The 19,777-nt window shown below is 66.0% G+C and carries 18 protein-coding genes; 12 read left to right on the forward strand and 6 right to left on the reverse strand.

The genetic code is table 11. From position 1 onward, the window contains the following. The first annotated feature begins 315 nt into the window (after positions 1 to 315). From BLR05_RS04630 to BLR05_RS04655, 6 genes are all read left to right on the forward strand, one after another. Positions 316 to 1,920, forward strand: coding sequence for a cell surface protein (locus BLR05_RS04630; protein WP_092832654.1), 1,605 nt, complete (start codon positions 316 to 318; stop codon positions 1,918 to 1,920). Between the two features lie 97 nt (positions 1,921 to 2,017). Then, positions 2,018 to 2,917 (forward strand): peptidylprolyl isomerase, encoded by a 900-nt coding sequence (locus tag BLR05_RS04635; RefSeq protein ID WP_092832655.1) that lies wholly within the window; start codon positions 2,018 to 2,020, stop codon positions 2,915 to 2,917. Between the two features lie 90 nt (positions 2,918 to 3,007). Beyond that, positions 3,008 to 3,808, forward strand: a complete 801-nt coding sequence (locus tag BLR05_RS04640; protein WP_092832749.1) for an ABC transporter permease — start codon at positions 3,008 to 3,010, stop codon at positions 3,806 to 3,808. Beyond that, positions 3,805 to 5,097 (forward strand): ABC transporter ATP-binding protein, encoded by a 1,293-nt coding sequence (locus BLR05_RS04645; protein ID WP_092832656.1) that lies wholly within the window; start codon positions 3,805 to 3,807, stop codon positions 5,095 to 5,097. The genes BLR05_RS04640 and BLR05_RS04645 overlap by 4 nt, the downstream gene beginning before the upstream one ends. A gap of 7 nt (positions 5,098 to 5,104) precedes the next feature. Next, positions 5,105 to 6,055, forward strand: a complete 951-nt coding sequence (locus BLR05_RS04650; RefSeq protein WP_092832657.1) for a hypothetical protein — start codon at positions 5,105 to 5,107, stop codon at positions 6,053 to 6,055. Continuing rightward, entirely contained in the window at positions 6,052 to 6,909 is an 858-nt protein-coding gene (locus tag BLR05_RS04655; RefSeq protein WP_092832658.1) for a class I SAM-dependent methyltransferase, read from the forward strand. The genes BLR05_RS04650 and BLR05_RS04655 overlap by 4 nt, the downstream gene beginning before the upstream one ends. A gap of 68 nt (positions 6,910 to 6,977) precedes the next feature. Here the strand turns inward: BLR05_RS04655 and BLR05_RS04660 are convergent, their stop codons facing one another. Beyond that, complete coding sequence (locus BLR05_RS04660) at positions 6,978 to 10,862, reverse strand: methyltransferase domain-containing protein (RefSeq protein WP_092832659.1); 3,885 nt, start codon at positions 10,860 to 10,862, stop codon at positions 6,978 to 6,980. A 170-nt stretch (positions 10,863 to 11,032) separates the two neighbouring features. Between BLR05_RS04660 and BLR05_RS04665 the strand changes: the two genes are divergently transcribed. The 6 genes from BLR05_RS04665 to slmA all read left to right on the forward strand — a co-directional run bounded on the left by BLR05_RS04665 (position 11,033) and on the right by slmA (position 16,778). Next, positions 11,033 to 11,746, forward strand: coding sequence for a glycosyltransferase (locus BLR05_RS04665; RefSeq protein WP_092832660.1), 714 nt, complete (start codon positions 11,033 to 11,035; stop codon positions 11,744 to 11,746). Then, a complete protein-coding gene (locus BLR05_RS04670) occupies positions 11,743 to 12,846 on the forward strand; it encodes an MraY family glycosyltransferase (RefSeq protein WP_092832661.1) in 1,104 nt (367 codons plus the stop codon). Before BLR05_RS04665 ends, BLR05_RS04670 begins: the two co-directional genes overlap by 4 nt. A gap of 112 nt (positions 12,847 to 12,958) precedes the next feature. Beyond that, positions 12,959 to 13,849 (forward strand): acetylglutamate kinase, encoded by an 891-nt coding sequence (gene argB / locus BLR05_RS04675; protein ID WP_092832662.1) that lies wholly within the window; start codon positions 12,959 to 12,961, stop codon positions 13,847 to 13,849. 28 nt (positions 13,850 to 13,877) lie between these two features. Continuing rightward, positions 13,878 to 14,597 carry a response regulator gene (locus BLR05_RS04680; protein ID WP_092832663.1) on the forward strand — a complete coding sequence of 240 codons (720 nt, stop codon included), beginning with the start codon at positions 13,878 to 13,880 and terminating at the stop codon, positions 14,595 to 14,597. Between the two features lie 17 nt (positions 14,598 to 14,614). Then, positions 14,615 to 16,048 (forward strand): sensor histidine kinase, encoded by a 1,434-nt coding sequence (locus BLR05_RS04685; RefSeq protein WP_092832664.1) that lies wholly within the window; start codon positions 14,615 to 14,617, stop codon positions 16,046 to 16,048. A 55-nt stretch (positions 16,049 to 16,103) separates the two neighbouring features. After that, positions 16,104 to 16,778, forward strand: coding sequence for a nucleoid occlusion factor SlmA (gene slmA / locus BLR05_RS04690; RefSeq protein ID WP_092832665.1), 675 nt, complete (start codon positions 16,104 to 16,106; stop codon positions 16,776 to 16,778). Between the two features lie 465 nt (positions 16,779 to 17,243). Here slmA and BLR05_RS04695 read toward each other — a convergent pair whose 3' ends face one another. The 5 genes from BLR05_RS04695 to BLR05_RS04715 are packed head-to-tail and all read right to left on the reverse strand — an operon-like array spanning position 17,244 to position 19,773. After that, positions 17,244 to 17,663 carry a Mor transcription activator family protein gene (locus BLR05_RS04695; protein ID WP_092832666.1) on the reverse strand — a complete coding sequence of 140 codons (420 nt, stop codon included), beginning with the start codon at positions 17,661 to 17,663 and terminating at the stop codon, positions 17,244 to 17,246. Between the two features lie 4 nt (positions 17,664 to 17,667). Next, a complete protein-coding gene (locus BLR05_RS26745; RefSeq protein WP_092832667.1) occupies positions 17,668 to 18,003 on the reverse strand; it encodes a hypothetical protein in 336 nt (111 codons plus the stop codon). Beyond that, complete coding sequence (locus tag BLR05_RS04705) at positions 18,000 to 19,025, reverse strand: hypothetical protein (RefSeq protein WP_092832668.1); 1,026 nt, start codon at positions 19,023 to 19,025, stop codon at positions 18,000 to 18,002. Before BLR05_RS04705 ends, BLR05_RS26745 begins: the two co-directional genes overlap by 4 nt. Next, positions 19,026 to 19,316, reverse strand: coding sequence for a hypothetical protein (locus tag BLR05_RS04710; protein WP_092832669.1), 291 nt, complete (start codon positions 19,314 to 19,316; stop codon positions 19,026 to 19,028). Further along, on the reverse strand, positions 19,309 to 19,773 hold the full coding sequence (locus BLR05_RS04715; RefSeq protein ID WP_092832670.1) for a regulatory protein GemA: 465 nt from the start codon (positions 19,771 to 19,773) through the stop codon (positions 19,309 to 19,311). The genes BLR05_RS04710 and BLR05_RS04715 overlap by 8 nt, the downstream gene beginning before the upstream one ends. Positions 19,774 to 19,777: the final 4 nt, after the last annotated feature.

Below are 19,777 nucleotides of genomic sequence, written 5' to 3' on the forward strand. Positions count from 1 at the left end.
CAGGGTTCTTTTGGTATTGTTCGCCCCCAAGGTTTGCAGAGGTCGGAGAAGCAGACCCGCCGGGCATCCGCGAGGGTGCTTCGCGCAGGCTCTTCCGTGTCTGCAAGCCCTACCCCAAAGAATGGTCGGGCTCACCCCTGCCGTGCTCGGGTGGGCCTCGTGCGGTGATGTCTCCAGGCACTGTTGCATTTCATCAACAGGCGAAGGATTGGCAGAGGTTCCGCAGTACAGGCCGTGAATGCGCTGTGCTACTATTCTTTGGCGTAATCAATCGTGGTAGTTGCGCTTACCAACTTTTTAACTGGAGTTCTCGATATGAAGAAAAATGTTCTGGCCCTGAGCATTGCTGCCATGATTGGTGGCCTGGGCTTCGCTGGCGCCGCATCCGCTGATGTGGTCGTCGGCGCCGCTCCGCTGACGGCAACGACCGCTACGACGCTGTCGTTCGCCGAAGGCGGCGTGGGCCATGCACTGCTGGTGCCTTACTTCAACGCGCAAAACGGCAACATGACCGTTCTGCACGTGGTGAACACCGACACCTCCCGCGGCAAGGCCGTGAAGGTTCGTTTCCGTGGCGCCCTGAACTCTGACGACATTCTGGACTTCCAAGTCTTCATGTCGCCTGGCGACGTGTGGACGGCTGCCGTGACGGCTGGCTCCGATGGCGTGGCTCAACTGCAGACGGCTGATGGCACCTGCACGCTGCCCGCTCTGACGAAGAACGTGCCCCAGCGTTTCGTGACCGACCGCCTGAACCAAGGTATCGTGTCCACCGACCAAGCCAACCAGACCCGTGAAGGCTACGTTGAAATCTTCAACATGGCTGACATTCCGCCCACGCTGGCCGGCACGACTACGACGAACCCCCTGTACACGGCCATCAAGCACGTGAATGGCGTGGCTCCTTGCACGCCCGCAGCTCTGAATGCAACGCTGCAGAACTTCACGACGCCTGCCGCCGTGGCTGCTGCTGGTTTCGATACGCCCTCCACGGGCCTGGTCGGTGACTGGTACATCATCAACGTCGCGCAAACCACGACGTTCGCTGGTGGCGCTACGGCCATCCGTGCAGAGAACAACGGCGTGCCTGCTGTCGGCAACTTCGTGCACTTCCCGCAAATGGCGTCCAACGCCAACACGCCGGATGCCTACACGGCCGACCCGCTGTTCCGTACCCTGAACGTGTACAACTCTGCCAACGCTGTTCCGAGCAACCTGCCGAAGATCGCTGCTGCGAACTATGACCTGCCCGACATGTCCACGCCTTACACCGCTAATGCCGGTGTTGCCGTGACGCCTCTGGTGCAGGCCACGAACCTGACGAACGCCCTGGCTGTGACTTCCATCACCAACCAGTACGCTACCGATGGTTCCATCTCGGCCAAGACGGACTGGCTGTTCTCCATGCCTACCCGTCGCTACAACGTGGCTGCGAACTACGCTGCGGCTAACCAAAGCCCCGCCGACACGTCCAACATCCGCCTGTTCACTGACCTGAACGCCAGCGGCGGTGTGGCCGACGAGCGCTTCAATCCCAGCAACACCTCGCTGCAAGCTGTGGGCGGCGCCATCTGCGTGAACTCCACCGGTCAGGCTTTCTATGACCGCGAAGAAAACACGCAAACCGCCGGCGCCGTGTTCTCGCCTGGTTCCGTGACGCAGACCCGCTTCTGCGGCGAAACCAGCGTGCTGAGCTTCTCTTCGGGCTCCGTGCTGGGCGCTTCGGTTGCAGCCCAACAGCTGACGACCGGTGCCTACACCAACGGCTGGAGCCGCGTGGACGTGCCGAACAATGGCCGTGGTCTGCCGATCATCGGCGCCTCGTTCATCAAGCTCACCAACCCGCTGGCATCGGCTGGCACGTCCGGTACCTACGGTATCACGTGGCCCCACCGCTTCACGTTCCCGGTTGCACAGTAATTCACTGTCGCTACGGCACTTTTCACAGCAATGTGATCCAAAAAAGGCGGGGGTCTCCCCCGCCTTTTTTCATTTCTCACTGATGGTTGACTCATACATGAAACGTTCCGCTTTCCGCCTCTGCGCCGGTGCCCTGCTCTCCGCACTGATGTTGTCCGCCCACGCCCAGGAATCCGTGTTGATCCAGGGTCCGCATATCGCGATCGACAGCAGCGATATGCGAGCCGATGCATTGCGCATGCCTCCGGAAATGCGCGATACCGTGTTGTCCCGTCCGCAGACAGTGACCCAGATCGCTTCCAATCTGTATGCACGTCGTGCCATGGCTCAACGCGCCGAAGCCGCAGCGTTGGAGAAGGACCCGGAGGTGGCCGCTGCGCTGCGGGTAGCACGTGACAAGGTGCTGTCCGATGCTTATCTGGCCAAGGTGGACAAGGACAACATGCTCTCGGATGCGACTGCCGAAGGATTGGCTCGCAACATCTACAAGGCCAAGCCGGAGCGTTTCAAGGTGCCTGAACAGGTACAGGTTCGACACATCCTGATTGCAGGCACGGGGGCGGATTCCCGGGCGCAAATTGAAAAGATCGAGCAGGAGCTCAAGGCCGGTGCGGATTTCGCTCAACTGGCCAAGGAGCGCTCGGCGGACAAGGGCAGTGCCGCCAAGGGTGGTGACCTCGGCTTCTTTGAAGCGGGCAAGATGGTGCCGGAGTTCGACAAGGCCGCATTCGCGCTGACCAAGCCGGGCGAATTGAGCGGCATCGTGCAGAGCAAGTTCGGTTACCACATTCTGCAACTCGAAGGTCGCCATGCTCCGAGAACGCGCAGCTTCGATGAGGTGCGTGGCGAGCTGATGCAGGAAGTCCGTGCGAACGTGCAGCAGGAGGCCAGGGTCGCCGATGCCCAGGCGCTGCAGAAGGAAGCGAAGATCAACAAGGAAGCCATCGAAGCTTTTGCAGCTGGCTACAATCCGCAGCCGGTGAAGACGGCCCCGTAAGCGTAAGCTCTGCGTTTGCGTTCGAGGCGCAGGACGTCCGTTCCTGCGCGTTGCCTGGCGGGTCCTGGCCCGCCGCTGATGGTTTTCTTCATGCAGACTTTGAGGAACGAGTGGGGTGCCGTCTGGAGCGCCCGCTCTCTGGTGTGGGTGTTGACCCGGCGAGAGGTGGCGGCACGCCACGCGGGCACGGCCGTCGGAATCCTGTGGCCTTACCTGCAGCCTTTGCTGACCGTTGCGGCCTACTATCTCGTCTTCGACGTCGTGTTCTCCATGCGGCTCGGCACTGGAGCCCCAACCCACGCAGTAGGCACATTCCTGGTCGTGGGGGCGCTGCCATGGATGGCGTTCTGCGATGCCGTGTCCCGGGGCATGAACAGTTTGATCGAGGCGGGGGGAACACTGCAGAAGAATCCGTTGCCGCCCGTGCTCTTCACGACACGGGCCGTGCTGGCCAGCGGCGTTATTTTCGGGCCGCTGCTTTTGCTGGTGGCCTTGGTCTATACCCCTCTGCATGGCGTGCGTCCTGCCCTGCTGGCGATGGTGCCGTTGCTGCTGCTGCAGTTGCTCCTGAGCTGGCTCATCGGATACCTGCTGGCGATTCTTGCCGCTGCCCTGCGCGATACGGTGCAGATCGTGGGTTTCCTGCTTTCGGTGGGGATCTACCTCACTCCCATCCTGTTCCCCCTGACCATGTTCCCGGAGAACTGGCGCTGGATACTGTGGCTCAATCCGATGACCGCATTGGTCATCGGGTACCAGCAGGTGCTGTTGCTGGGGGACTGGCCTCCAGCGAGTGTGTGGATGGCCGGCGCGGCATGGCTTGTCATCGTGGCCATGGCGCTGAATGTCGTTGTCCGGCGCAGCCGTGACCAACTGGTGGACTGGCTATGACCGCGCTGCAGCCATTGTCCGAGACGGTTCTCCAGGTGAAGAACCTCGGCAAGGAGTACCGCATCTATGCGTCTCCCCGCCAGCGTCTCAGGTCGCTCATCACCGGCCGTTCCCACCATCGCAGCCATTGGGCCTTGAAGGACGTATCTTTCGAATTGCGCCGCGGCCAGTGCATCGGGGTGATCGGTGACAACGGTGCCGGCAAGAGTTCGCTGCTGAAACTGCTGGCCGGAACGCTTCAGCCATCGACCGGCTCGATCGAGCGGGTAGGGCGGGTGACGGCCATTCTGGAGCTGGGAGCCGGCTTCCATCCGGATTTCAGCGGACGGGACAATCTGTATTTCGGCGGCAGCCTGATCGGCATAGACCGCGAGACGATGCGGCGCCTGGAGCCCGAGATCGTCGAGTTCAGCGAACTCGGGCATGCGCTGGACCGGCCTGTGAAGACCTACTCTTCGGGCATGGCGGTGCGCCTTGCCTTTGCCCTGGTCACTGCAGTGCAGCCTGATGTGCTCATCATCGATGAGGCATTGGCGGTGGGAGACCAGCATTTCCAGAAAAAATGCGTGGACCGTATCATGGCTTTCCGCGAAGCGGGCTGCACCATCCTGTTCTGTTCACACAGCCCCTATCACATACGGCATCTGTGCGACGTTGCCCTGTGGCTGAAGGATGGCTGCGTGGAGCAGTTCGGGCCGACGGAGCCTGTGCTGGCGGCCTACGATCTGCACACCCGTCTGCGCGACGGCGCTTCCCAGGATTCCCAGGAGGAGCCGCACCACGTTACGGGGGCATTGCCTCCGGCAGACCCGGCCCCGGGGGGAGTGCCCGCTGCCGCGGAATCTCGTGATCGGACGCGAGCCACCACGGGCGACGCCAGTAGTGCCTGCATCGTTTCCGTGGATGTCGAAAACCTTGCCGAGCCCCAGGGAGGTCGCCCCGGCGCACTGCAGAGCAAGGATCTGGTGGTCTCCATCGTAGTGCGTGGCCGCGGAGATGAGCGTCCGAACATCGGATTCATGATCGAGCAATCACGTGGGGTGGGCATTACCTCGCTCGGAACCCATGAAGAAGGCGCAGAGCCGGTGCGGCTCGAGGACGGCTCCTGGCGCTCGGTACTGACTTTCCCCGAGTTGCCGTTGCATACGGGCGACTATGTCATCAGCGTCTATCTCTTCGACGAGACGGGGCTGGTCGTGTACGACGAATGGTTCCAGTTCCTGCACTTCCATTTTTCCTTCCCGAAGCCCATGCCAGGCCTTGTCCGTTTGCCGCATCGCTGGGAATGAACCGGTGATGACGCGTTGGGGCAGTGTCTGGTCGCGGTGGACAAGGGAATGCCGGGATCTGCTGGAAGTGGTGCTGCTGCCCGGTCTGGCGGCCGTGCTGCCGTGGACGGTGTGCTTCCGCCTGTTCCGCCGCATGGCGCGCTGGCGATGGCTTTACCGTGACGCCTGCGAGGCAGCGCTGGCGCAGGCCAGCGCGCGGGGATGGGTGCACGGCCTTTCCGAAGAATGGCTTGCGGAACGCAGGTTGGTGACCTTGCTGGACCATGCGGACCATTATCTTTTCCGCACGCGGTCTGCGGCCTGGATGCAGCGCCATGTCGAGGTGGACGGTGCATGGGATGGCGCCGGAAAGCCGGGGCTTTTGCTCACTTTCCATTGGGGTGCCGGGATGTGGGCGCTTTGCCACGCATCCACTGCGGGCATGCGGGGCAACATGGTGCTGGCAGCACCTGGCGGGCGTGACTTCATCGGGCGATGGGTGTTCGGGCGGTACGTGCGTGCCCGCATGGGCTCGGTGGAGATGGCGCTGCATCGTCCGGTGGTTTTCGTGCCTGGGGGCATGGAAGGCGTGCGGCAAGCGCTTCGGCGTGACGAGCAGGTGGTGGTGGTCATCGATGTGCCGGAAGACCAGGTCAACGTCACGCGGACCACAACCATCCTGGGGCAACTGGTCAGCGTGCCTGCCGTCCTGCCGCAAATGGCGGTGGACCACGCGTTGCCGGCCACGGTTTTCTACATGGGCATCGATTTGCATTCGGGCCGCAGAACGCTGCGGATCGCGCCGCTCGGTACGTTCACCGATCCGCAGGAACTGACCGACAGGGTCTTCGAGCATTTTGACGGGCTGCTCAGGCAGCGGCCCGCCGCATGGCATCTATGGACGGAGGCGCCGCGTTTTTTCCGGGCGCGTGCCGATGCCCGGCGCAATCCGATGGAGGAGAAGGCGGTGAACCCATGAACTGGATGAGACGGTGGCAGGAGCGTCTTTGGGGAATGGCTCCCTGGGATGGCAAGCGGATCACGGACGAATGGTTCCGGGCGCATTTCGAGTATGCGGCAGATGTCGTCAACCACTGGGTCGGCGGGGCCCTGGATCTGCGCACGTCCAGGCTGCTGAATTTCGGGTGTGGGGACGGTATCACCGACCTGGCGCTGGTGCTGAGGCACGGTGCCACGGGCATCCATGGCGTGGATATCCGCCAGGAATACCGGAAGCTGCCGCGTATCGCGCGCGAGCAACTGGGCATGTCGCGCATCCCCTCGGCACTGACGTTCGAAACGATCCAGCCCGGGACGCCGCTGGCAGGCCGGCAGGCCCCCGTGGACGGGATCATGAGCTGGTCCACCTTCGAGCACGTGGATCGCGGCCAACTGCTGCCCATCCTGAAGGATCTGCATGCATGCCTCCGGCCGGGAGGCGTGTTCTTCATCCAGATCGAGCCGCTGTTCTATTCCCCGTATGGGTCTCACCTGCGCCGCTACGACGAGGTGCCATGGCACCACCTGCTGGTGAGCGAAGAGGCGCTGTGGGAAATCATCCGCGCGCACGAAGGGCCCATCGATGCCGCGGAAACCGACTTCGGTTTCGCGGACTTCGGCCCGGAGGGGTACAAGCGCTTCGTCTTCAATGAGTACCGGGCCTTGAACCGTCTTACGGCGGACGAACTGGTCGGCCTGACGGCGGAGGCGGGTTTCCACGTGATCCGGCAGGAACGCCGGAGCCTGCAGATGGAGATCCCGGAAGCGTTGCGTGGCAAGTATCCGCCCGAGTGGCTGCTCAACAACGAGATATTCCTGCTGCTGGGACGTTGAGCCCTCCAGGCTGCGGCCATGGCGGCGGCCAGGCCTGGCGGGCCTGGGTCGCCGTTGCCTGGCTCAGGTCAGGCCTGCAGCCAGTTCTTCACGCGGCGTTGCCAATGGGATGGAATGCGCCGCGCCACGCCCCGCAGAACCGGCAGTGACCGCAGGTACACCACCGCCGACAGCAGGCCCGATTTCGCCGCTGCGGCGGGAGTCGCCTGGGGCTGGAGATGCTGCAGCTCCTCCAGTGACAGTGGCTGCGACGGCGCCATTGCCGTGACGCCCGACAGATAGTCGGCGCGATAGTGGAAGCCTGCCGGCGCGGTTTGGCTGTCCATGCCTTCGGGGAGGGGCAGCGGCTGCGGCAACGCAGGTGCTTCGCCGGTCGCGAAGTGCGTGCTGCGGATCCCTTCGAACCAGGCCAGCCACTGGGCGGCCGTGGCATCCCAGGAGTGCACCCAGCTCCAGGGGCGGCCGACGATCCGCTCGTGGAATGCGCCGATGTCCGGAACGGCCACGGGCAGTCCTGCCAGGAGCGCGGCGCTGAGCGTGTAGCTGTACGTTTCGGGCCACTGGGCCGGGAACCACACGATGTCCGGTTGCAGCCACTGCAGCAGTTGCGGCAGGTCTTTTTCGGCGTATTCGCCGTGCACGGTGAGGTGCGCGCGGGGCTGGGTCTGCAGGCTGCGATAGCCGTAGCCGATGAGATGGAAATCCACGGGCGCATTGCGCCGGGCCGCTTCGATGGCGACGGCCTCCAGAAGGTCCGCGCCCTTGATGGCGCTGAGCGCGCCGATGACCACCACCTTCAGCCTGCGGCCTTCCGGCAGCGGGTGGGGCGCAGGCACCGGCAGCGCGGAGGCCTTCGGCATGTCGGTGTGCGGCACGGCGAGTACCCGCGCATTGGGCGCGAATGCCGCGATGCGGCGGGCCGTGTCCTGGCTCGGGGCGAGCACGTAGCGTGCGCCATCCAGCAGGCGGGCATTGGCCTGGCGCCATTGGGCCACCGTGCCTCCGGCCGGTGCCTGCATGTCGGCGGGGCAGCACTGGCACTGGCCCGGCCCGGTCTCCCCGGCATACCGGTGGCCGGTGCCGGTCATGGAGATGTGGGTGCAATAGCTGTAGTAGTCGTGTGCCGTGAAGTCGTAGGCCACGCCCAGCAGATGGGGCAGATTGCGCACTTCCTGGCCATGGCCCAGCAGGTGGTGGAAGTGCACGTGGCTTACGCCCAGGCGGCGCAGCACGTCGATCAGCGCGTCGTACTGGTCGTTCAGCCGGAACGCCAGTTCGAACCCTTCCTCCTCGCTCGCCATGCGCAGCTTGACGCTGTGGCCGTGCGCCGGTGTCAGCGTGAGGATCTGCGCCTGCCCGCCCAGGTGGGATGCCAGCTCGCGGACATGGCGCACCGTACCGCCCGCGCGGTCGTGCAGCACGGCCAGCACCAGCGGTTGGCCGGCCTCCGTGATGCGTGCCGCATCGAGCGCCAGCCGGTAAGGAGCCGCGGGATCGGCGCGCACGAAGGCATGCACGTCGCGGTCGTAGTTCGGATGCAGGCGGCGCAGGATCTCCATGGCAGCCAGCTCGCGGGGACTCTTGCTGTCGCCGAAGCTCACGCCGCCGGTGTGCAGCACGAAGGTGTCCAGCAGGTGCAGGTTGCGCCAGCCGGCGGCCTGTGCGCGCTGGCAGAAATCGTTCTCTTCGCCGTAGCCCTTGCCGAAGTGTTCCGTGTCGAAAAGGCCGACCTGCTGCAGGCAGTCCCGCCGGATGTACATGCAGAACCCCACGCCCGTCGGCACATCGACCACGGCGCCGGGGTTGGTCCTGGCGCACAGGGCGTCCAGGCGCGCCGTGTCATAGCCCGGGGGAAGGTTGTTGTCCTTGCAGAAGCGCGGGTAGCTGCAGATCGTCGCGTTGTTGGAGAACGGGGTGACGGAGGCGACCTTCGCGTCGCCATAGGCGGCCTGGCGGATGCGGTCGAGCCAGTCGTTGGCGACCTCCGTGTCGCTGTTGAGCAGCAGCACGTCGTTGCTGCCGCTCAGCGCCATGCCGCGGTTGACCGTACCCACGAAACCGAGGTTCTCCTCGTTCTCGAGCAGCAGGATGCGGTCGTCCCCGGCCGCCCGTTCACGCAGCCAGGCAGTGACTTCAGGCTCGGGGCTGCAGTCGTTGATGACGACGAGGCGATAGGGCGTGTGGCAGCCGCTGGCGAGGACCGATTCCACGCACAGCCGGGTGTCGGCCAGTCCGCGGTAGACCGGTACGATGACATCGACAGGATGCGCGGGAGGCGCGACGGGAACGGGGATGTGGCGGACCGGTTCCACGGCGCGTGGCGCCCGGCCCAGGATTTTGTCGAGGCGCATCTTGGCGTGGACGATGGGGCGCGTGGCGCGGAACACGGTGGAGTTTTCGATGGAATGCAGGTGGCTGGAGAGCGAATTGAAGTCCCGGCGCGCGCATCCCAGTTCGTGCTGCAGCCGCGTGATGTCGCGCAGGGACTGGGAGGCCTGCTGCTGCAGTTCGTTGCGTTGCTGCTGAAGTTCGTTGAACTGCTGTAGCACCTTACCGTTTGCCTGCTGGAGAGACCTGAGTTGCGATTCCAGCGTCTGGTTCCAGCCTTCCATCGCCTGGCGCTCCTCTGTCCAGGCATTGCGCGCGGTCTCCAGCTCGGCATTCATCCTGACCTGCGTGGCATGGTGTTCGTCCTTCAATTGGACGATCTGGTCCTGCAGCGGGCGGACGGTGCCGGAAAGCGCGAGATAGTCGGCCGACATGGGCCAGCCCAGGTCCACTTCCAGCCAGGCGTTGCCAGGATGGGTGCACACGGCGGCCAGTGCCTCCGGAGGCACCGGCAATTGCATCCAGGGGTCGTCCCCGGTGAGGAGCACCAGGCTGGCCGCACCGGCGGCAGGAAGGGCCTGGAGATTCCAGGCCATCTGTTGCTGCGGCTGCTTCTCCATCACGGCGCGCGAGGAGGCGTCGGCCTGCCATGACCAGGCGGCGCTGCCATCCGGTGCGCGCAGGGTGATCCCGTGCAAATGCAGGAAGCCTGGCCGGTCGGCAGGGTCGAGGCGCAACTGGGTGATGGGCTCGCTGGAACCCGGGAGGTCGAAGCGCAGGGTCTGGCGGTGCTCGCCGATCGTCCCGCAGGCCGTGAGCTTCTGCTCCTCGGCGAAGCCGTGCCGGGTGCCCCAGTAGAGCTGGGCGGTGAAAAGCGGCCGGGCGGGCTCCGTGCCATGGTCTTCACCTGCTGCATCACTGGCCACCGCTTCCGCTGCCGGCAGGGCCCTCGCAATGAACTGGTAGGCGATGGCGTCCGGCGTGGCGAGCAGATGCCGGGCCACTGCGGGCGGCAGCTTGTCGAAGGCGGCGTCGAACTCGGATTCCGGTATCTCGCGCCGGATGGTGTCGATGTCTTCGAGGGCCCAGGCCTGTTCCCCCAGGAACCGTGCCAGCGATCTCCGGGTGAAGAAGCGCAGGTGGGTACGGTCCAGCAGGCCTTCTTCCCGGTAGCGGAACTCGCCCTGCAGCAATTCTGCGACGAGCCCGCAGTAGCCGGCATTCGGGACGGAAATCAGCACGCGCCCCGCAGGGGCCAGGAGGTGGCGGCATTGCTGCAGTACCTGCTCCGGACGGCGCAGATGTTCCAGGACATCGGCGCAGACGATATAGTCGTAGCGTTGGCCGGTAAAAACGGTAACGAGGTCGCAGGTTTCCAGATCATCGACCACGACGCGGCGGTAGTGGGGGCGTGCATGGCTGGCTTCTGCCTCGCTCCAGGTCACGCCGTCGCTGACCGCGCTGCGGGTCTGCGCGAGATACTGGCCCAATGCGCCGCTTCCGCATCCCAGGTCCAGCACCGTCGCGCCGGGGCGGATCTGCTCTGCCAGCACCGAAAGTGAGGTGCGCTCGTCGGGGCGGATACTGCGGAGATAGACGTGCAAATCCTCGATTGTTTGGGTCATCCCGGGATTATGACCGTGCCCTGATGGGCTTCCCGCGTGTGCGTGAGTGGTCTCCTACAGGGGTGCCGGCCGGGGGAGGCGACAATACGCGGTTCATGACAACACCATTCCCATCTGGCGGCCTTGCTGTATCGGTCGTCAGCCACGGCCACGGCCCTCTTCTGCATGCCATGCTGCACGGCATGGCCCGCTGGTGCGCCGGCAGCGTGACACGGGTCGTGTTGACTTTCAACATACCGGAGCCGCCCCCGCCGCTACCGCCGGGGCGTACGGGTTGGCCGTTCGCGCTGGATGTCCGCCGGAATGCCCAGCCCCTGGGCTTCGGCGCCAACCACAACATGGCGCTGGATGGCGCCACGGAGCCCTTCGTGGGCGTTCTCAATCCGGATGTCGCCTTTCTCGACACCGATCCATTCGAGCGCTTGCTCCGAGCTGCATCGGAGCCGGGCATCGGCTGCGCCTATCCGGAGCAGGTGGACGCCTGTGGGGTGCTCCAGGATTCCGAACGGGAACTGCCCACGCCCGGTGCCCTCTGGCGCCGGCGCATCCTCCGGCAACCCGATCGCCGTACGGATTGGGTGAATGCTGCGTTCCTCGTGTTTCCGGCCGCCGCATGGAAGGCGGTGGGGGGATTCGACGAGCGCTATTTCATGTACTGCGAAGATGTGGATCTCTGCCTGCGCCTGCGCCTGAGGGGCTGGCGGCTGGCCAGGGTGCCGGTGCGCGTGGGCCACGCCGGCCAGCGCGCCAGCCGGCGCCGTATGGCCCACCTGGGATGGCATGTCCGCAGCCTTCTGAGGCTGTGGACGTCGCCGGTGTATCACCAGGCGCGATCTTTGTTGCATGCGGATACCGCCGAAGCGCGTAGGATCGGCGCCCCATGATCTGGTTGTCTCTGGTCAGCTTTATGGCGACGGCCCTCGCTGCCGCCTGCATCGTCCGTTGGGGGCGAGACCACGCCGCGAACTACAGCGAGGCCATGCCGCAGCGTTTCCACCTGGGGGACGTGCCTCGCCTGGGAGGCGCGGCGCTGCTGGTGGGGATGGTTCTCAGCTGGGCGCTGGGCGCCCTCCAGTCGATCTGGTGGGGTGATCCGGGATCGCTGCGGATGGGTTCCTGGGTGGGCTGGTGGATGGCCTGCCTGCTGCCGGCGGCCATCGGTGGCATGGCGGAGGACATGACGCAGCGCCTGCCCGTGCGCTACAGGCTGCTGCTCACCGCGCTGTCCGGCGGGATCGCGCTGATGGTGCTCAACATGAACGTGCCCCGGCTGGGGCTGCCCTGGCTGGATGCGCACCTGGCGGAAATGCCCTGGGTGGGCATGTTCATCGTGGTGCTGGCGGTCGCGGGCCTGCCGCACGCCTTCAACATCATCGACGGCTACAACGGGCTGGCGGGCATGGTGGCATTGATCATCTGCCTCGCCCTGGCGCACGTGAGCCTGCAGGTGGGCGACCGTGCCCTGGCTTCCCTGCTGATCTGCACCGCGGCGGCCACGGTGGGCTTCCTGGTCTGGAATTACCCGCGTGGCATGCTGTTCGCGGGCGACAGCGGTGCCTATATCTGGGGAGTGGTGATCGCGCTCAGCAGCATCGCGCTGGTGCAGCGCAACCGTGACGTGTCTCCCTGGTTTCCCATGCTGCTGCTGATGTATCCCGTATGGGAGACGGTGTTTTCCAGCTACCGCAAGCTGGCACGGGGCGTTTCGCCGGGGGTGGCCGATGCGCTGCATTTCCACCAGCTCATCTACCGGCGCATCGTGCGCGGCGTGTTCCACGACGACGAGTCGCGGAGGGTGCTCATGCGCAACAACCGCACATCGCCCTATCTCTGGGGTTTCACGATGCTCACCGTGGTGCCGGCCGTGCTGTTCTGGAGCAATACGCCGATCCTGATGGTGTTCTGTGGGCTGTTCGGCCTGACCTACGTGACGGCCTACCTGGCCATCGTGCGGTTCAAGGTGCCCGTCTGGCTGAGGCACTGAGCGGTCGTCCGCGCCGGGGCGTGGCCTCCGGCGAGCCGCAGGGTGCGGCAGAGCGGGCACAATGCGCACATTTCCACTGACTGCCGCCCTGTTTTTCCACGTCGAGCGTTCCATGACCGATCTGCAATCCATCGCCCCCCGGGACAAGGCCGAGATCCTGGCTCAGGCTCTGCCCTACATCCGCAAGTTCCACGGCAAGACCATCGTCATCAAGTACGGCGGCAACGCCATGACCGACCCGGCACTGCAGGCCGATTTCGCGGAAGACGTGGTGCTGCTCAAGCTGGTCGGCATGAACCCGGTGGTGGTACATGGCGGCGGCCCCCAGATCGAGACGGCGCTCAAGCGCCTGGGCAAGCAGGGGCAGTTCATCCAGGGCATGCGGGTGACCGATGCCGAGACCATGGAGGTGGTCGAGTGGGTGCTGGCCGGGGAAGTGCAGCAGGACATCGTGGGCCTGATCAACCAGGCCGGCGGCAAGGCCGTGGGCCTGACGGGGCGCGACGGCGGCCTGATCCGGGCGCGCAAGCTGAAGATGCTGGACAAGGATGACCCCAACAAGGAGCACGACATCGGGCAGGTGGGCGACATCGTGTCCATCGATCCCAGCGTGGTCAAGGCCCTGCAGGACGATGCCTTTATCCCGGTGATCAGCCCGCTCGGTTTCGGCGAGGAAAACGAGAGCTACAACATCAATGCCGACGTGGTCGCCAGCAAGCTGGCCACGGTGCTCAAGGCCGAGAAGCTGATGATGCTCACCAACATTCCCGGCGTGCTGAACAAGGCCGGCGAGCTCATCACCGAGCTCACGGCCCGCGAGATCGATGAGCTCGTGGTGGACGGCACGATTTCCGGAGGCATGCTGCCCAAGATCGCGGGGGCCATCGACGCGGCCAAGAGCGGCGTCAATGCGGTGCACATCGTGGATGGCCGCGTGCCCCATGCGATGCTGCTGGAGATCCTGACCGAGCAGGCCTACGGCACGATGATCCGCAGCCATTGAGCGCGGCGGCCGGCCGGCTTGTCCTTTTATGCGCCTGCTGCTCGTCGAGGACGACGTGATGCTGGCCAGCGGCATCAAGCTGGGCCTTACGGATGCGGGCTATGCGGTGGACTGGGTCGGCAGCGGAGAGCGGGCGGAAGAGGTACTGCGCGGCGAGACGTTCGATGCCGCCATCATCGACATCGGGCTGCCGGGTATGGACGGCCTGGAGCTGACGCGCCGCCTGCGCCATCCGGAGATGGCCAGCCCGTCGATGCCGGTGCTCATCCTCACGGCCCGCGATGCCCTGCACGACCGGGTCCAGGGCCTGGACCTCGGGGCGGACGACTACATGGTCAAGCCCTACGAACTGCCCGAACTGCTGGCACGGCTGCGCGCGCTGCTGCGCCGCTCGCATGCCGCCACCACCGCGTTGCTGAGCTTCGGGCCGCTGGAACTGGACACGGCAGGCCGGCACGCGAGCCTGCGTTGTCCTGCCGCAGGCGGCGGACCGGCGGTGCGCCAGCCCATCGAACTCGGACCGCGGGAGTGGACGGTGCTCGAGTACCTGCTGATCCACGCGCCCAAGCCGGCGAGCAAGGAAAAGCTGGTCCAGGCGCTGACCGGCTGGGACAAGGAGATCACCCCCAATGCCGTGGAGGTGTATGTGTCCCGCCTGCGCTCCAAGCTGGAGCCCGGCGGCGTGGCGCTGCGGTCCATCCGGGGCTTTGGCTACCGGCTGGAGTTGCTGGTGCCTTTGCAGGACTGACGGCTGCGTCCGGCACGATGACGTCGGTCCTGCGCAACCGCCTGCTGTTCTTTCTGGTGCTGCCGCTGTGCGCCCTCGCCTTGGCGGGTGCATGGCTCGACTACCGGTCCGCGGACGCTGCCGCCAGCCGGCACGACCAGCGCCTCGTGCGGCTGCTGCCAGCGCTCGCCGATTCGCTGGCCGCGCCTTCCCGGCGCGACGGGGAGCCCCCCGTGCTGCTGCTGGCGCCTCCGGTCGAGGAGTTCCTGCGCCAGAACACCGGCTATGCGGGCTATAGCGTGCAGGACCTGTCGGGGCGCATCCTGCTCGGCGACCCGTGGCTCTACAGCTTCGTGCCGCTCACGCATGAGCCGGAGTTCCACAGCATGGAGCACGACAGCGTGGTTTATCGCGTCGCCGTGCAGCGGACCCGTACCGGGGCAGGGGAACTGGTGGTTTCGCTGGCCGACGGGTCCGATCCACGCCAGCAGTGGGGGCAGCAGATGCTGCTGCGGGTTCTGCTGCCCAATCTCGTGCTGGTCGCGGCGGCGGGGCTGGCGATCCATTGGGCGGTGCACCAGGCATTCAAGCCGCTGGTGGATCTGGCCGAGGCCGTCGAGCACCGCTCGCCGCGCGACCTGAGCCCCATTCCGGAAGAAGCCTCGCCCGCCGAAGTGCGCCCGCTGGTGCACTCGCTCAACCGGCTTTTTGTCCTGGTCAATGCGCAGACCGAGGGACAGCGCCGTTTCGTCGCGGATGCGGCCCACCAGTTGCGGACGCCGCTGGCGGGCCTGCAGGCCCAGGTGGAGGCATGGGCACTGGCCGCCCGGGCCGCGGACCACGGCCGTGCCGAAGGGGATGGACGTGTCCGGGGAGGCATTGTTCTGGGCGTGCAGGACATCGAGGCGCTGCGCCGGGCGGCACGCCGCACCTCCAAGCTCGTGCACCAGCTGCTGGCCCTGTCGCGTGCCGACGCGGGCAGCGTGGATGCCCAGCCCCAGCAGCGGGTGGATCTCAAGGCGCTCTGCGAAAGCCTGCTGGAGGATTTCCTGGACGCTGCCACTGCCCGGGGGCTCGATCTGGGGCTGGAAGTGGAGCCGGCCGAGGTGTCCGGCCATGGGTGGCTGCTGCGTGAACTGCTGTCCAACCTGGTGGACAACGCCATCCGGTACACGCCGGAGGGTGGGTGCGTCACCTTGCGCTGCGGGGTGCGGCCTGGTGGCAGCGGGCCTTGCTGTGCGATCCTGGAGGTGGAGGACGACGGCCCCGGCCTTGCGGAGTCCGAGCGCGGCAAGGTGCTGCAGCGGTTCTACCGGGTTCCGGGTGCCGCAGGGGACGGGACCGGCCTCGGGCTGGCGATCGCCGACGAGATCGCCCGCGGGCACGGGGGAGCGCTGCAGCTGCGGCCGGGCCGGCTGGGCCGGGGGCTGCGCGCCAGCGTGGCCATTCCGGCGGATGCGGGCGCGGGGTAGCGGTCGTCGTGCGGTGGAAACGGTATGCGAGAATCAATTGCATACATTTGCGGCCATGGCTGAATCCCTTCCCCTTCCTTCCAACGACGGCCCAGAAGCCGGGGATGCGCCGCCCGCGGCCGCTGGCCGTCGGCGGCCCAAGCCGGGCGAGCGGCGGGTGCAGATCCTGCAGGCCCTGGCGGCCATGCTGGAGCAGCCTGGCGGCGAGCGGATCACGACGGCCGCCCTGGCCGCGCGGCTGCAGGTGAGCGAGGCGGCCCTGTACCGACACTTCGCCAGCAAGGCGCAGATGTTCGAAGGCCTCATCGAGTTCATCGAGCAGTCGGTCTTCGCGCTCGTCGCCCAGATCGTGGAGCGCGAGGTGCCGGATGCTCCCTCGTCGGCGGAAGGGGCGCGCCGTGCGGCACGCGTGGTGGCCATGGTCCTGCAGTTCGGCGAGCGCAACCCCGGCATGGTGCGCGTGATGGTCGGCGATGCCCTCGTCCTCGAGCACGAGCGGCTGCAGCAGCGCATGGGCCAGTTCTTCGACCGGATCGAATCGACGCTGCGCCAGTGCCTGCGGGGGGCCGCCGAAGCGGCCGGCTCCTCCACCCCGACAGTCGATGCGCAGGTCCGCGCCGCCGCGCTGTGCGACCTCGTGCGCGGCAGGCTGCAGCGCTATGCGCGCAGCGGACTGCGCCGCCCGCCGACCGAGCACCTCAACGCCACGCTCGCGTTGATGCTGCACTGAGCGTCGGGCCCGCAGGCGCGGGCCTCGGATGGGGGGGTGACCGGTATGGCGCTGCCCGGGGCTGTGGATAAGTTGGGCGATCGCTAATGCTGGCGCGGGTTTACAGCCGATTGGGGCTTCCAATAGCGTCACGGCCGGATTGGCGCGAAATGGGCACTCCGCAGGCCCAGATCGGCCGAAATGGGCGAATTCCGGTGCCGGGCGGGCTTTGGGTGCCAGAAAGCGGTTCCGAGCCCTTAGCGCCCGGTTTCACTGGAGGAAGCGCGGAAGGACCGAGCGTCTGACTCGGTCTCCGGCCGTGCTATATCGAGGCGTCATGGTCGGACGCACCATGGTCGGACGGGTACAGGAGCGTCCGACCTGTGAAAAATCAAACGAATCAGAGGTTTAGCCCACTTGTCCACAGAGCGCAGTGGACGTCCGACCATGGACGGGGTCGGACGGTAAAAAGCTCCGCGCCGCCTTTTAAAACAGCGTCCCCTGCTGCCGATCTCGCGGGGCCGTCACCCCGGCCGCAGCGACGATGCGCTCGATATGGCGTTCGGTCAGGTGGAACTCGGCCGCCAGCTCGCGGGCGGTCTTGTGGTGGGCGTAGGCGTGGGCGATGCGGGCGTCGCGCACGGCCAGCAGTGCGCGCTCTGCCTTGGGGAGTGCGAAGTGGTTCGACGCTCCGTACTCGCGGGCCAGCGCGAGCAGGTTGTCCAGGCCGATGAGCTGCGCGAAGGGGTGATCCTCTTTGCAGCGGGCGGGGGTGGGGATGAAGATGCGCAGCCCGCCGTGGGCGCGCACCAGGGTGAGGGTGGCCTCCAAGCCGATCAGGCGCACGAAGTCCTGCAGCAGGGGCGGCAGCAGCTCGGTGTCGATGGCGGGGGCCAGGTGGTCCATGGGATCAGTACCGGCGACGTTCCGCGTCGATGGCGGCGTCCAGATCGGCGCCGTTGAGCACCACGTTGTCGGGTGTCTTGCCGGCGAAAATGCCGCCCTGGTGGATGGCATCCAGATCGCGGCTGCGCAGCCATTCGTAGCGCGCGGCGTACTCGGCCTGGTTGATGGAGTGCGCGATCTCCGAGACCGTGTCCCAGACCTCGATGGTGGCGCCGTCCTGCATCTTGATGAAGGCGCGGATGCCGTGCCACTGGCTGGAGGTGTCGGCCTCGGTGATGCGGACGATCTGCGCCTCGTTGATGAGGTGGGCGCGGCCCTTGACGTCGATGACGCGGATCATGGGCGGGGCTCCTTGGCGTCCGGGTTGGAGAGTGCCGCGTCGATGGTGGCCGAATCTTTGCAATGGCTTATGCGAAGGGCCTCCATGTCGATGTGGTCAACGGCGATGGTGAGCGCGTCACGTAAGTTGGCCGCATCCCTCTTCAGTGCTGCGTTTTCACGCTCCAGGTCCATGCACGCACCCCACATACGCTCTGCCAGTTCTCCGCTCCTTTCCCACTTCTTCATCCGTTCCAGGGAGGCAGGCCGGGGCGCTACCTCGGCCGCATTGGGCAGCACCTCCAGGTGCAACCGTAACAACTCGGCGGCTACGGGTGCCGGGATGAGATAGGCGACGCCGTCGATCAAAACCGACTCTGCAGTCGAATGCAGTGCAGCCGTCATCGCGCCGAATATCTCGGGCGTGATGTTGTGATGCTCACCCGTCTGCTCGTATCCACTTTCCGCGGTCAGCTTGTAGGTGAGGTGCGCCCGCCCCTCCAGCAGGGCAGGCGCTACTGCGGCGCGCGCCGTCTGGCGCTGCATCTCTGCCTCAAAGCGGCCCCATGCTTTGTCCACCATGGCATCCATGATGGCCGCGTCGGATTCCTGGGGCGCAGCGGCGGCGAGCATCGGGAGCCAGGCAACGGGCTTGCCGACGCCCTGCGTGTAGTTGTCCTGGCACCAGTCCCAACCCGCGAACTGCCACGTGTCTTCGCCGGTGTTCCCGAGGTTGTTGAACCCGATCGTCCACCCGGGCTCGTCGCTGTCCTCGAAGGACGTGCCATCGTGCTCCACCAGCAGCAGCACCATGGTGCCGTCCTTTGGCGCAGTCTCCATCGGGAGCGGGGCGGGATCGGCCTCCTGGGCGGCCGGTGCTGCGGTCAGGGCGTGCAGGCGGCGCAGTTGTGCCGCGGCCTCCCCCGCCAGTCCTTCGATGGTTACGACTTCGGCACCCCGGGCGATGTGCTCAAGCCATTCGGCGCAGCGCAGAGCTTCTGGTTTGGGTGCCGCTGCCGCGGCGGTGGTCGTTGTGTGGGCCATTTAAAAAGTCCTTTCTTCGCGCCAGTCGCGCAGGCCGTGCCAGGAAAAACGTCCGATGGATACGGACGTGAACGAACGCCCGAAGGGCAGAAAGTCGCCGCGACTACGCCACCCGATACGCGGGAGTGCACGCCAGCTCGCTTGCTCCGGGCCGTGGATGTGGCGCAGCCAGCGCAGGTAATCGACCAGGTCGGCGAACGCTCGGAGAAACGCCAACGAAGGCAGGCCCACCGCCAGGCACCAGAACGTGATGCCGGTCCAGCGGAAGAAGATGTCGAACGCCTCAGCCATGGGTCGCTGCCTGTGCGCGCTTGGCGCGGTCCAGCCAGGCCTTGAGGGCTTCGATCACCGTGGAGGCCTGAGCGACCGGGAGGAACTTGAGATCGGCGACGCCCATGCCCGCGGTGCGCCCGACGAACGCCAGCAGCGCCGCATCGCTGGCATCGCGCACGCCTCCGGCCTCGGACAGCTTGCGCCAGAGCCACCGGATCTTCGCGGCCTGGTCGAAAGGCCTGAACGTGCTCTTGGGCTTGAAGCCGAGCGTCTCCATGTGCGCCAGCACCTTCCGGCGCGCGGCGTGGTCCAGGTCTTTCGAGCTGGTCTTGCCGGTGAGCTGCTTGAGGTGGTAGCGGTAGTCGTCGTCGGACCAATGCAGTGCCGACTTGCCCTGGTGGATCAGGCCCAGGTCGCGCTTGCGCTGGGCCTCCACGGCGGGCCGGTTCGTGTGGGATGCGAAGGTGCGTGCCATGGCT

The organism is Paracidovorax cattleyae (assembly GCF_900104515.1).
Classification (GTDB): domain Bacteria; phylum Pseudomonadota; class Gammaproteobacteria; order Burkholderiales; family Burkholderiaceae_C; genus Paracidovorax; species Paracidovorax cattleyae.